The 13,560-nt window shown below is 42.2% G+C and carries 14 protein-coding genes; 3 read left to right on the top strand and 11 right to left on the bottom strand.

Translation table 11 applies throughout. The features are described 5' to 3' along the window. Positions 1-75: 75 nt before the first annotated feature. The 4 genes from BLHYD_RS01575 to BLHYD_RS01560 all read right to left on the bottom strand — a co-directional run bounded on the left by BLHYD_RS01575 (position 76) and on the right by BLHYD_RS01560 (position 4,272). The gene (locus BLHYD_RS01575; RefSeq protein WP_005946902.1) at positions 76-1,674 is read right to left on the bottom strand and encodes an MBL fold metallo-hydrolase RNA specificity domain-containing protein; all 1,599 of its coding nucleotides are present in this window, start codon (positions 1,672-1,674) and stop codon (positions 76-78) included. 78 nt (positions 1,675-1,752) lie between these two features. Next, a complete protein-coding gene (locus BLHYD_RS01570; RefSeq protein ID WP_148391204.1) occupies positions 1,753-2,646 on the bottom strand; it encodes a hypothetical protein in 894 nt (297 codons plus the stop codon). A gap of 261 nt (positions 2,647-2,907) precedes the next feature. Then, positions 2,908-3,417 (bottom strand): DUF6147 family protein, encoded by a 510-nt coding sequence (locus BLHYD_RS01565; RefSeq protein ID WP_005946899.1) that lies wholly within the window; start codon positions 3,415-3,417, stop codon positions 2,908-2,910. Positions 3,418-3,492: 75 nt separating this feature from the next. After that, positions 3,493-4,272 carry a DUF4367 domain-containing protein gene (locus tag BLHYD_RS01560; RefSeq protein ID WP_005946897.1) on the bottom strand — a complete coding sequence of 260 codons (780 nt, stop codon included), beginning with the start codon at positions 4,270-4,272 and terminating at the stop codon, positions 3,493-3,495. Positions 4,273-4,392: 120 nt separating this feature from the next. On the opposite strand from BLHYD_RS01560, the gene BLHYD_RS01555 reads away from it, so the two are divergent. After that, on the top strand, positions 4,393-5,478 hold the full coding sequence (locus BLHYD_RS01555; protein WP_005946896.1) for an undecaprenyldiphospho-muramoylpentapeptide beta-N-acetylglucosaminyltransferase: 1,086 nt from the start codon (positions 4,393-4,395) through the stop codon (positions 5,476-5,478). 5 nt (positions 5,479-5,483) lie between these two features. Here the strand turns inward: BLHYD_RS01555 and BLHYD_RS01550 are convergent, their stop codons facing one another. Then, positions 5,484-6,005 carry an RNA polymerase sigma factor gene (locus tag BLHYD_RS01550; protein WP_005946894.1) on the bottom strand — a complete coding sequence of 174 codons (522 nt, stop codon included), beginning with the start codon at positions 6,003-6,005 and terminating at the stop codon, positions 5,484-5,486. A gap of 27 nt (positions 6,006-6,032) precedes the next feature. Continuing rightward, positions 6,033-6,434 (bottom strand): HIT family protein, encoded by a 402-nt coding sequence (locus BLHYD_RS01545; RefSeq protein WP_005946893.1) that lies wholly within the window; start codon positions 6,432-6,434, stop codon positions 6,033-6,035. Between the two features lie 132 nt (positions 6,435-6,566). Between BLHYD_RS01545 and BLHYD_RS01540 the strand changes: the two genes are divergently transcribed. Next, the gene (locus tag BLHYD_RS01540) at positions 6,567-7,247 is read left to right on the top strand and encodes a sensor histidine kinase (RefSeq protein WP_005946891.1); all 681 of its coding nucleotides are present in this window, start codon (positions 6,567-6,569) and stop codon (positions 7,245-7,247) included. Here the strand turns inward: BLHYD_RS01540 and BLHYD_RS01535 are convergent. Then, a complete protein-coding gene (locus tag BLHYD_RS01535; RefSeq protein WP_040350425.1) occupies positions 7,225-7,839 on the bottom strand; it encodes a rhomboid family intramembrane serine protease in 615 nt (204 codons plus the stop codon). The two genes, BLHYD_RS01540 and BLHYD_RS01535, sit on opposite strands and share 23 nt — an antisense overlap. 181 nt (positions 7,840-8,020) lie before the next feature. Between BLHYD_RS01535 and cyaB the strand changes: the two genes are divergently transcribed. Next, on the top strand, positions 8,021-8,584 hold the full coding sequence (gene cyaB, locus BLHYD_RS01530) for a class IV adenylate cyclase (RefSeq protein ID WP_005946887.1): 564 nt from the start codon (positions 8,021-8,023) through the stop codon (positions 8,582-8,584). Between the two features lie 206 nt (positions 8,585-8,790). Here cyaB and BLHYD_RS01525 read toward each other — a convergent pair whose 3' ends face one another. From BLHYD_RS01525 to BLHYD_RS01510, 4 genes are all read right to left on the bottom strand, one after another. Beyond that, a complete protein-coding gene (locus BLHYD_RS01525; protein ID WP_005946885.1) occupies positions 8,791-10,707 on the bottom strand; it encodes an oxidoreductase in 1,917 nt (638 codons plus the stop codon). A 226-nt stretch (positions 10,708-10,933) separates the two neighbouring features. Then, positions 10,934-12,127, bottom strand: a complete 1,194-nt coding sequence (locus tag BLHYD_RS01520) for a site-specific integrase (protein WP_005946884.1) — start codon at positions 12,125-12,127, stop codon at positions 10,934-10,936. Positions 12,128-12,205: 78 nt separating this feature from the next. Continuing rightward, a complete protein-coding gene (locus tag BLHYD_RS01515; protein ID WP_005946882.1) occupies positions 12,206-12,409 on the bottom strand; it encodes an excisionase in 204 nt (67 codons plus the stop codon). Then, positions 12,409-13,419: a replication initiation factor domain-containing protein gene (locus tag BLHYD_RS01510; RefSeq protein ID WP_005946880.1), complete on the bottom strand. Its 1,011-nt coding sequence runs from the start codon at positions 13,417-13,419 to the stop codon at positions 12,409-12,411. The genes BLHYD_RS01515 and BLHYD_RS01510 overlap by 1 nt, the downstream gene beginning before the upstream one ends. Positions 13,420-13,560 lie beyond the last annotated feature (141 nt).

Below are 13,560 nucleotides of genomic sequence, written 5' to 3'. Positions count from 1 at the left end.
ATTTATCTTATGGTTTCCCAACTGCACAGCGATCTGTGAAATCCTGTAAATATAAATATGTCATATCTTACTGTCTTATCGATCCCACTTATCACACAGAGACTGTACTTCCCGAGCAAATTTCTCCAGATCTTTGTTCGCCACACCTTCGTTCCTGCGTATAACTGTGAGCAACCGTTGTCCAAGTCCCAGCAATCTCTGAAATACTGACGAACCGCCTTGATGGGCCTGCTCTTTCTTCTTCTGAATTCCAGCCGCCTGGTACTCGCAGACATTATTGGCCAAATCATAAACTGTTCCACTAAACGGAGCCATAGTGTCATATCCTAGCTCTTCTCGCAGCCTTTGGGCAAACAATTCTGTCACCTTATCTTCCCCATGTGTCACAAAGACTTTCTTAGGTTTTTGCCGGAACGATGACGCCCATTTCATCAAACCTTCGTTGTCCGCATGTCCGCTAATGCCTGGCAACACACAAATCTGAGCGTTCACCTGAATCTCCTCTCCGAATAGTTTCACCTCAGAAGCGCCTTCCACGAGCGCTCTTCCTAGGGTTCCCACTGCCTGATAGCCCACAAACAAAATTGTAGACTTAGGGTTCCACAAATTATGCTTTAAGTGATGCTTGATTCTTCCTGCGTCACACATTCCACTGGCTGAGATGATAACTTTACAGCTCTCATCGAAATTAATCCCTTTTGAATCGTCACTGGTTATAGATACTTTAAGACCAGAAAATCCAATCGGATTGATTCCTCTTTGAATCAATTCTGTGGCTTCCTCGTCATAACAATCCAGATAATGCTCTGCAAATATGGTCGTAGCCTCATTTGCCAAAGGACTATCCACATAGACTGGAAAATTCTCATGTCCCTGGACTAAGCGGTCTTCCTTGATCTGCCGGATAAAATAAAGCATCTCCTGGGTTCTTCCCACTGCAAAGGATGGAATCACCACATTGCCGCCCCGATCAAAGGTCCTCTGAATAATCTCTGCCAATGACTTCACATAGTCTGGACGTTCCCCGTGATTTCGGTCTCCATAGGTAGATTCCATTACCACATAGTCTGCTTCTTCCAGATAAGTAGGGTCTTTAATCAATGGTTGTTCTGTATTTCCAATGTCTCCTGAAAATACAATTTTCTCTTCTTTCCCGTCCTCTTTTAGCCAAATCTCGATACTGGCTGACCCCATCAAATGTCCTGCGTCGATAAATCGGACTCTGATTCCCTCGGAGAGATGGATGATCTTACCATACTCACAGCCTACAAAATTTTTCAGAACTCCCATAGCGTCTTCCATAGTATAGGCCGGTACAAATTCTGGTTTTCCGCTTCGGCGTCCCTTACGGTTTCTCCATTCTGCCTCAAACATTTGTATATGGGCACTGTCTCGGAGCATAATGTCACACAGATCGCAGGTCGCCTCCGTGGCATAGACAGGTCCTTGAAAACCTTTTGCGTAAATCGCCGGTATATTTCCAGAATGGTCTATATGAGCATGGGTCAGCAACAGAAAATCTACCTCTCCAAGATTTACCGGAATCTCCACATTCTCATAATAATCTGGCCCCTGCTCCATACCACAGTCCACCAAAAACTTTTTCCCCGCTGCTTCCAAATAGTAACAGCTCCCTGTCACTTCATGGGTGGCGCCGATAAATGTTATTTTCATCCAATTATCCCTTCCTTCTCAAATTGCAGCCAAGTCTTCCTAGTTTTCTCCTTTTATTATACACAATTCAGAGGGAAATTAACAATCTTTTTTCGTAAGAAACGGTATAAAATAACCGGACAGACATAAACCACTCTCCAAGTCCACAGGTACAAAGTGGCAATACCCACTGTGAGAGGCAATATCGCCTGGAACCTCAGAGGAATATGCTGAGTGTCCCACATAATATTGAATCTCCTTTTCAGGAGCCAGATTGAGCAGTTCTTTTTCCCAGCATTGTATATGTGCCGGGAGTTGAATTATTCGAATGCGTTCTTTAAATCCATTCATATTATCAAGCAGTTCTTTCACATTTCCATCAAAAACGCCTTTTCCCAGCAAAAGCGTTCCTGTGCGATAACCTTCGAATTTCTTGTCAAGATGAGCCTTTAACGTTTGAAAATCCCGCCGATGCAAACAGCCAAAACCACAGAAGTCTTTCTCTTCTATCAGGCAGGGAGAACAATGATCTTCTGGGTCATAAATTTTTCCCGCAAATGCACAGTCTTCTCCCAACGCTTTTGTCCCAGTATAACCATGATACAGACTTAAGCTATTTCCCAGGTTCCTGATGTGAAACTCCCACAGTCCGGTTCTCCATTCATGGGACTCTCCTTCTCTCAGAAATTGCAGTTTCCCTGCCTTTGCAGCAAGCTGCTTTGATATGACCAGACTTTCCGTCCCAGCCGGCAGGTACATCTGTCTGACTTCATGTTTTTCCAGCAGCTCTTCTACCTGCCTGAGTGTCTCATCTTCCAGATCAGCTACCACCAGAACATCCATTGGATACCGTATGGCAAGTCCCTCCTGACCACCCTCACCTATGTAGGCTAAATGTACACTCGCTTTTTCAAACTCATCTCTGTACGCGAGTGTGTGATAAATTCCTTTTCCGTTATTGCCAAAACGCATTCTAAAATATCTTGCTCTCATTTTTTCAATTTCTCAACCTCTCTCTGATAAAACCAAAAGAACCTATCCGAGATCGTTCAGATAGGTCCATGTCAATACGTGATGTAAGAAAACAGCCTTCTACGGGCCTTTCCGTTCTCTTTTCTTTCCGAACATTTCTCTCGTTTGTAAACGGAAGAGTAAGAAATTTATTTATTACAACACTTGTCCATGTTCCGGTATTCAGTTGTCCTACTTTTCAAATTCAGTAGCGTTATTTTTCAATATTAAATTTCTTCTGAATCAATCACCAATCCAGACACCCTTGGTCTGAGTTGTTGTTGACTCTTTTATGCCACCTTCTTTTGCTGCATGGTAACCCACTAATCTATAATAATGATTTTTAGGAACAAGTACATTAATTTCTTTTGTCAAAAGAGCAGCATTAGCTGAAGTAAACTTCCACGTTTTATAAGTGCTATATTCTCCATTACTCTTTTGCTCTAAATATAAGTCTAAATATAACATATCACAATTATGATAAGCCTGAACAACACCCACCAAATTACATTGATTGTTTGCGACTTTTGTGATTCTCACAGTTCCAAAATTCAAATGATTAGATCTCGTTTTAGGTCTGTTTGTGTCAGTAGAACTATTTTCAGTAGTTTCTTCATCAGTTATATCTTCTCTAACATTTGAAGAATCATTTTGTAAACTGCTTGCATTTACCAAACATAAAGAAAACGATCCAACCATACATAAAGCAACGAGACTAATGACACTAAACTTCATTAGAATCTTTCGTTTCATTAAAGATAACCTCCTTCCTTATTATACTTTTCTTACCTTCCAATAAGAATACGTATAAACTCTAAAAAAATATCATTAAAAACGAATATTTTTTAAAAGTTTTAAAAATTCCTCTTTTTCCATCTTCCCACTTATATCATAATAACAATTATTATAAATCCAATGACCTACAAAAGCAGGATTTTTATCTCCTTCATCCTCTCTTTTAGTCACTTCTATCTGTATCTGGTCTACATTAATATTAAATCGTTCTTTAATTTCACCCTGATGAAAAATATTACTAACAAATTCATCTTCACCTTTAGAAATGTAAAGAAGCAAAACCTCTTCATTATAATTAAAATCTACTAAAGCCATGCCTGCTTTTTGATATATTGTATATCCCGAAAATGAAAACTCTTTAGGTTTATACATAAATACAGGACAATTACATCCCAATTTCTCTTCAATCTCAGCCATTGCTTGTTCTTCTTCCATACCGTCTTCGTCTAAATTATCTGTATTACTGATTTCAATTACTTCATCTTTCCCAATCATATAGCTAACACTTCTAAGAAATCTCTGTCTATTAGCTTGACTGGTCATACTCACACTAAAAATAGCGATCACTGTAATCGCTACCATCGCCACATATTTCCCCGCTCTATGTACCCAGGAGACTTTCTTCCTTCTCTTCTCCTGCTCTTCTAAAATTCCCTGGTAGATTCTCAGACGCATTTTTTCCTCTATCTCATCGTCATCAGCCCAGGGATCTTCCATTGAATCCAACTCTTCTTCAATTTTTTTTGCCTCTTCCAGGTAGTCCGGTAGAAGCTTTTCTTTTTGCTGTTCCTTCTTGCTGAATTTTTCACTCATATAAAAGCCTGTTCTCCTATCTTACCTTGACAATTTCCCCACTGAGGTTCATATTATGAATAGAGGCTGGGAAAATTACTCCTGACTCTTATCCATACCAATCATCTTAGGAGGATTCATATGAAACATATTGTACTTACCGGCGGTGGTACAGCCGGACATGTTACACCAAACATCGCCCTGCTTCCCCGCCTGAAGGAACTGGGCTATCAGATCTCTTATATCGGTTCCTATGAAGGCATCGAAAAGAAGCTGATCGAGGATTTCAATATCCCTTATTACGGAATTTCTTCCGGTAAGCTCAGGCGTTATTTTGACATAAAAAATTTCTCAGATCCATTCAAAGTGCTGAAGGGGTATACCCAGGCCAGAAAACTCTTAAAGCAGCTAAAACCCGACGTCGTCTTCTCCAAAGGAGGATTCGTCACTGTACCAGTAGTAATCGCTGCTAAAAAATTAAAGATTCCTGCTGTCATACACGAATCAGATATGACTCCTGGCCTGGCTAACAGACTCTGCATCCCCTCCGCCGCAAAGATCTGCTGCAATTTCCCTGAAACCGTAAGTCAGCTTCCCGCTGATAAAGCTGTGCTGACTGGAACTCCAATTCGTCAAGAACTCCTAAGCGGAGACCGTCAGGCCGCTATGGATTTCACCGGTTTACACGAGGATAAACCTATTCTGATGATTATCGGAGGAAGCCAGGGAGCTGCCTCCGTCAACGAGAACATACGTAAAATTCTTCCAGAACTCCTAAAAGATTTTCAGATTATTCATCTGTGCGGCCGTGGAAAACTGGATGAATCCCTCCTGGATTTGGAAGGCTACCGTCAATACGAATATATTCGAAAAGAACTGGCCGACTTATTTGCACTCTCTGACGTGGTGATATCCAGGGCCGGAGCCAACGCCATCTGCGAGATTAATGCTCTGAACAAGCCAAATCTGTTGATTCCTCTGTCTGCCAAAGCGAGCCGCGGCGATCAGATACTCAACGCACGTTCCTTTGAACGCCAAGGCTACAGTATGGTCTTGGAAGAAGAAGAAATCACCGAAAAGACCCTTTACAATTCCATAAAAGAACTGTATGCCAATCGTGATTCTTATATTCAGGCGATGAAAGCCAGCACAAAGACGGATTCCATCACCCGAATCACTAACATCTTAGAAGAACTAACAGACTCTTCAAAAACTATGTCTGAATAAATTTATCAGTCATTTCCCTGGCGCCTTAGTTCTTCTGCCATCCAGTGTCTTGCACGAGAAATCTGCGTGCGCAAGTACGCAACACTGATTCCATAATCACTCGCCACTGACACTGGATTTTCTTCGTTCACACTTACTCTGCGAATCAGTTCGTACCAAACTTCATTTCTCTGTTTCAAACTGTAAAATACCCGGAGCTTCTTTCTGCACAGTTCTTTTCTCACAACCAAGTCTTCAGGATCTCCCGTCCAGATTCCACTTCCGTTTTCATTTGCATCTAATCCTGAAATTACTTCATGTTTATGATATGACTTTCTGCAGAAATCTACTGCGATTCTCCTACTGTAAGACAAAATCCAAGCTTTCGCAAACTCTTCATCAATTTCATCCAGTTTGAAGAACATTGTTATAAACACTTCTTGACATATGTCTTGTGCCAACTCAACATCATGGACCACTGAATACGCAACTTTCAGTGATAACCTGTAATACCTTAAATAAATCTCATCAAATCTTTCTATCTTCATCTTTTGTATAAAACCCCTTTATAAAACTCACTTTAACTTTCCAATAATTTCGTCCCTTACTTCGTCTGTTAAAGTCCCTGGTTTCCATGTCACATTTACTTGGTCTCCTTCATAGCGTGGAATCAAATGCATGTGAAAATGGAAAACTGTCTGACCCGCTACCTCCCCATTATTCTGTACGATGTTAAATCCATCGCACTCTAAAGCTTCCGTCATTCTGCCTGCCATTTTCTTCGCCAACACCATCGCTTTCCCCGCCAATTCATCCGGCAACTCATATATATTGGCCGCATGAGATTTAGGAAGAATCAATGCATGTCCCTTGCTCGCTGGTCCTAAATCCAGGATAACCCTAAAATCATCGTCCTCATACAGAGTTGCCGATGGTATTTCACCGTTCGCAATCCTACAAAAAATACATTCCGACATTCCTTATACCTCCTATGTCTGATATTTTTATTGTTAACTATATTTTGTCGCATTTTGATGAAATTTGCAAGACGATATTCATTGATATTTTCATTTTACAATGGTAAACTTGCTTAGGAGGTGATACAAAATATGCCCAATAATGAACAATTAGAACAACTAAAAAGCGAAACTCAGCTGTTAATCTCAAAAATCTCCCATGAAATCCGTAATCCCGTCGCACTTATACAAAGTACGCTAGACTTAATGGCTATTCGTCATCCAGAAATCACACAGTTCGATGAGTGGGACGATATCATGGACAGTATGGACTATCTCAAAGGGCTGCTCAATGACGTCTCAGAGTTCAATAACGCCACGAGATTACATTTACAGCCTACACATATGAAGGAGTTTTTGACAGCTACGTTTCGGTCACTCCAGCCGACTTTAGACTATCTCTTTATCCATCTTGTCACAGAACTAAACCTACCTGAAACTCCTTTACTTATTGACCCTACTAAATTTCGACAGGCGCTTTTAAACCTGTTGCGTAATGCCTATGAAGCCTCACCTATGCATGGAATCATTCATTTTTATGCATTTTCCAAAGACAGTTTACTCATTCTTCAGATTGAAGACAACGGCTGTGGTATTCCTCCTGAAGACCTTTCCACTTTATTCCAGCCTTTTGTCACCCATAAAAAAGGAGGCACTGGTCTCGGTCTGACTATAACCAAACAGATCATAGAAGCTCATAACGGCACGATAACCGTGGAGTCATCACCTGGCAAGGGAACTAAGTTTACCATTACTCTGCCCATGACTTCATAACTATATTTCTTTTTCTGTGATACAGAAGCATTGCCACGAGAAAGCCGCAGATGAGTCCGCCCACATGCGCCGCATTGTCCACCCCAGAACTGGTAAACCCAAAATATAGGGAAAATCCAGCCATAATTACTATCTGCCTGGCAGTCAAATCTTCCAGACGCCCATGATTAGCTAAAAGTACATACAGCATTGCTCCCATCACACCAAATATAGCACCAGACGCTCCCGCTGAGACACTCAACGCCCCTTCCTGGTATTCCAGATAACAGGATAGGATATTCCCTCCCAGACCGCTGAATAGATAGATCAATAGATATTTGACTTTTCCCACCGCACGTTCCAGATTGTCTCCAATCACATACAAAACCAGCATGTTATTTGCCAGATGTGCCATTCCAAAGTGCAAAAACATGGATGTAAATAAGCGGTAGTACTCCTTTGCCTCCACAATCAGAGCAGCATTGGCAGCACCACATCTAAGCATATGCTCAGTATTTCCACTATTTCCAGATAAATCCACAATCAAAAACACAACAACGTTGAGTACAATCATCGCTATGTTAATCGAGAATTTTTTCTTCCTCTCTCTCATGAAATCCTCCTGTCTCAACTCCCGAACAGATAGATTGATGTTTGACGCATTCATATTGTATCAAAATTTCCTCCTGCTGTGAACTAGGCAATTAGCCACACTGATGTCTATTCCAAACCTTCCAAATCTATGTTAGAATATATTATACATGTCAGCATATTAACTGCGAGGAGGAAAAAATATGTTAGAAGTAGAGCTAAAAGCATCCCTGGTAAATCTTTCTACAGATCAAATCCGGGATTCTGCTGAGAAGATAGGATTTCAAGTCAAAAAAAGGCTTCGAGAAATTGATATGTATTTTAATGGCAACGAGCGAGATTTCCGGGACACCGATGAAGCTCTGCGACTGCGAAGCTGCCAAGATCTCTCCAATGGAGGGCCTGCCCAGGTTTTCATCACTTACAAAGGTCCCAAACAGGATAAAGTCTCTAGTACTAGAACCGAATTTGAAACTTCTGTAGGTGAACTCTTCACTATGCGCAAACTGTTGGAAGCACTCGGATATCAGCCAATGTACTCCGTGGACAAAACTCGAACGGAACTTTGTTCCGGCCAGATCACACTATGCCTAGACTGTGTAGAAGGACTGGGAAACTATTTGGAGCTGGAAATACTTGCAGAATCCGAAGTCCAAAGAGATTCTGCCGTCCAAAAGCTGCTGTCCTTGTTGGATTTGCTACAGGTGCCACGTGACAATATGACTCGCAAATCCTATCTGGAACTGCTCTATTTCCCAGAAAGATAAAAACCTTTTCTTTTTGTCGTACTTTAACAGATATTACAACAGTTCTTTTAGAACAGAGTAGAATTGCCGGCAACAACTTCTTTTGTATACCCGAGTATCCTCAAAGCGCACACTGATTTTGTGCACGCTTTAGTTGCTAAAATATACGAAAGAGAGCTGCTGCCGGCAAATTTCTGCATATCTATGATTTTTTAATTGCTCTCATCTTAAAGTTCACGAGCTAATTCATAAGCATTCCAAATCGCATACATGATATTGTGCACTTGACTGGAATCTCCTATATTGTAGACAGGAATGTCTAAGTCCTTCAAGGCCTCATACAAACCATTCTCTGACAGATATCCCACTGCTGCAATGAGCGTATCCGCTTTCAGCTGCTGAGCCTCATCACCCTTTTTCACCGTCACTGTACTCTCTGCCGTATCCACCACGGACGCGCTCGTGTGAACGTCAATCTTATGAAACTTCAGCAAATCCATCAGCATAAACTCATTCATATGAGGAATCTTTCCATGGCCGCCCAGCAGCTCCGGCATAATCTCCACTATCGAAACTTGTTTTCCCTGAGTCGCCAGCCATAAGCCGGTCTCGCAGCCTACGAGTCCGCCGCCGACAATTACCACGTGATCACCTGCTGTCTCTCGTCCCATAAGCACATCTTCTGCGCTCACCGCCTTCTTTACTCCTGGGAATTCCATCTTTCTCGCATGGGAACCAGTCGCCGTGATTATCACGTCTGCCCCAAAGCTCTTGGCATATTCCGGTGTCACGGCAGTATTGTATCTCACTTCAACTCCCAGCAATTCCAGCTGACGTTTATACCAATCTATCAGCTTGTGATCGTTTCTCTTAAAGTGAGGCACTCCACCTGGAATCAGATTTCCACCCAAGGCGTCCGATTTCTCACACACTACTACAGAATGTCCTACAATCGCCGCTGTCCGAGCTGCCTCCATACCTGCGACACCTCCGCCTGCAATCAAAACCTTCTTTTTCTTCAACGCCGGGATAATTCCATAAATGCTTTCCCGACCGCAGGCTGGATTCACTGCACAACTCACAGGGCCATTGGCAATTCGGCCTAGACATCCCTCATGACATCCCAGACATGGACGTATCTCATCCAGCCGTCCAGTTCTGACTTTTTCCACATACTCAGGATCACACAGCAAAGCACGGCCATAGCTCACGATATCGCAACAGTCCTCCAAAGCCTGTACTGCCAGCTTCGGATCATCCAGTTTTCCAGCCAGAATAATCGGCACATCCACTTCTTTTTTCAAAATTCGTCCAAATTCCATGTAAGGACCGTCTTCAAAATACATTGGCGGATGATTCCAATACCAGGAGTCATAAGTGCCCGCATCCACATTTAGTGCGTCATAGCCTGCCGCTACTAGAATCTTTGCCGCCTCAATACCCTCAGCGATATCCTTTCCGGCCTCCTCGTATTCCTCTCCTGGCAGCCCCCCTTGTCTCAGAGCCTTCATACAGCTTTTCAAACTATAGCGAAGACTGACAGGAAAATCTGGCCCACAAGCTTTCTTAATTCCCTGCACAATCATTGTGGAGACTCTCAGACGGTTTTCCAAACTTCCACCAAATTCATCTGTGCGGTGATTGAACAATTCAATCGCGAACTGGTCCAGCAGATATCCCTCGTGAACTGCATGAACTTCCACTCCGTCAAAGCCAGCTCTCTTCGCGATCACTGCTGATTTTACAAATCCTTCAATCAGTTTCATGATCTCTTCTTTTGTCATCTCACGATGAACTGTCCGCGGGTCAAAACGGTTCGTCTGCTCTGACGGTGCAATGTTCTTGGAAATAAAGCCTGGCAGAGCGCTTCTTCCTAGACCTCCTGTAAGCTGAAGAAAGCATTTCGCGCCGTAAGCGTGAATCCTCTCGTTCATCTGATAGCAGCTGTGTATAAACGCGATCGGCATCGTCGTGGGACATGGCAGCCCCACTGTGGGCAATCCCTCAATCGTGGTGTCCACGCTGCAAATTCCTGTGATAATCAACCCTACACCGTGCCGTGCACGCTGCACATAATAATCCTGAAGTCTCTGGTGAAACCCTCCAAATGCATCTGCATATCCCACCGGTCCCATAGGTGCCATCGAAGTGCGGTTCTTTAACTGCACCTTTCCAATGTGAGTGGGAGTAAATAGTTCAGAATAAATTATATATGTCTTTTTGACTATCTTTTTATATCTTCTTAAATGTCCGCAAAGCCTTATTTTATCGGCTCTACGGGCATTTTGCTTTTGTGGTAAACCTCACATATCTAGGTCTATCTTCTTATATTTTCGCTATCAAACGTGGTTAAAATCGTGGTAAATACTTCTATGCAATTAGACGCTGAACCTCTGATTTTGCGGTATCTATGGACGCATGAGCGTACCAGTTCATTGTGATACTGATATTTGAATGCCCCATGATATACTGTAAATCTTTCGGGTTCATGTTCTTGCTTGCCAGTCTTGTACAGAACGTATGGCGTAGCGTGTGCGGTGTGATATGTGGCAAGGGGTTATCCTTATGGTGCTTGTTGTATTTCTTTACCATACGGACAAATAAGGCGTTGTAATCAATGGCAACTTTGGGCTTGCCTTTCTGATTGACAAATAGGAAGTTGCCCCGTCCGTCTATCACAAATGGTTCTGCCTTTGGGCGTTTCTTCATCAATCGTTGAAATGCTTTGATTGTTTCCTCACTCAACGGTACTTGCCTTGTTCCGCTCTTTGTTTTAGGCGTTTCAATATAATAGCCTTGTTCCTTGCTCTTTAGTAACTGGTGGTCGATAATCACAACCTCATGGTTAAAATCAACGTCCATGATTGTCAATCCGCACAGTTCCGAGATACGAAGTCCAGTCTTTAACAGTATCAGCACATCATCAAAATACTTATGATACACATTGTCCGTCTTGATGAATGACAGTAGGGCTTGTTCTTGTTCCTCTGTCAATGCGACTTTCTCTTTTGTATCATTTTCTAAGACTTCACTTAACTTGAAATCAAAAGGATTTTTCCTTACATAATCGTCTTGTATGGCGATATAGAATGACGCTTTTAACGAGCGTTTATGGTTGTTAATGGTGTTATAGGAAAAGCCTTTGTCTTTCATGCGTAACGCCCATTCTTTAGCGTCAGAGGGTTTTATCGTATCAATACTCCTAGCACCTAACTTGTCCTCTTTCAATAACCGCATGAGTTGTTCCCGTTGTTTCTGTGTGCTTTTCTTCACGTTTGCCCTTTGTGCGTTCTGTTTGGCGTAGAGTTGGCAAAGCGTCATTTTCTTGCCTGTGCTATCGATACCGTCCTCAATATCCCGTCTTATCTGCTGTTCCAGTTCACGAAGTGAGGGTTTTTCCCGTTTTCCCTTTGGTGTCGGGTCTGTGGGTGTCAATCTCCAAGCATACACATATTTTGTGTTTCCAAATGCGTCCACATATTTATATAAGTATTTTCCGTCTGTTCGTTGGCTCTCTCCAGTATGCAGGATACGTCCTTTGCTATCCCGTCTTTTTTCTTTCATGGTGTCTGCTCCTTTCCTTGTTGGAAAGAGCCTTGATATGACTTGTGTTCATCATAACACATACAAGGCTCATTTGCATTAGATTGCGTTCAATTTATCAATAACCTGTTCAAACTGTCGGCGTTTAATCTGTATGCGGTTGCCATTCATAATGAGCCAGCCAGCGTCCTTGTTTTCCTCTGCCAATCGTCTTAACTTGTTTTCTCCGATACGGAAATATTTTGACGCTTCTTCAATGGTAAGGGTGTATTTTTCCCATACGGGAATATCGTTGTTATTCATCAGATACCCCCTTTCCCATGTTTCGTGTCATATTGGATATAAGGGATAAGGTCGGTGCGGTTTATCATCTGTAAATGTGCGGTTAGTTTACTGGAAAGGGAATTACTGTATCTTGCCTTATCAAGCATAGTTCCCACTTTTTCCAGTCCACCCAATGCGTCATGTTCTTCCAAGAAGTAAAAACTTTTGACAGCGGAAATCACGCCACCCTCTGTGAGCCATTGCTGTGTTTCTTCAAGGGAATTTTGCTGTTTTGGTACTTGCAGTTTTAAGACTTCCACAGCCCCTAAAAAGCGTTCCCAAAACCGACAAGTTTTCCACCTGCTCTTATTACTTTCGTTTCTGTTTGGTACGACAAAGCGTAGGTTGTTTGCCAATAGCCCGAAAGCCAGTTCTCCCAGTTCCAGCGGTCTGTCCTTGAATGTCATGGCAAAAGCATGAGCCTTATCATCACGCAGTTGCATTTCTGTCCGTTTCCAACTGCCGACTTCATCAAGTGTCTTATTATGTTTTGAACAGACTTCCTTATCCTTGTCATAAAAGCGGTAGGACAATCCCGATTTCCCAGCACCGATATAAACGGTCTTTGCGGTGTCGAAATCATCAAACTTGCTTTCGTCAAAGTGGTAGCCCTCACTATTCGAGATAAATTCCTCTTTTTCGCATTTCTTCTTTATCTGCTCTATGGTAAAAAATGGCTTTTCGTTCTTATCATCAATGGCAATATCCAGTCTAGTGAAATGGAAGTTATCCAGTCCATATCTTCGCTCACAATGTTTGAACATATCTCCAAAGGTATAATTCCTACTATCAAGAATACGGAAAATATCATCACAACCTCTGCCAGTCATAACAAGATAACAGCCTAGCCCTTGTGGGTTGTCCTCTGTCTTTCTTGCGTCCCCCGATACATAAATATCTCCAATCTGCCAGCGTGCTTGATAAGTCTTGAATTTAATGCTTGCCGGATAGACATTGAAAATATCAGTCGGTAAACCTAAAATGTGCATGATGACATCTTCGGCGGTTGCAGTATCGAATACAATACTGATGTAATCAATCTTAACGGATAAATTTTTGTGTGTAGTTATAGTGCATTACTCCTTTCGTACTTCCCGTTTTTTTGCGGGGTAAAAATCGTGTTTTTTCCT

The organism is Blautia hydrogenotrophica DSM 10507 (genome assembly GCF_034356035.1).
Lineage (GTDB): Bacteria > Bacillota > Clostridia > Lachnospirales > Lachnospiraceae > Blautia_A > Blautia_A hydrogenotrophica.
The sequence above is the reverse complement of the archived record's forward strand: the minus strand, read 5'-3'. Positions and strand labels throughout refer to the sequence as shown.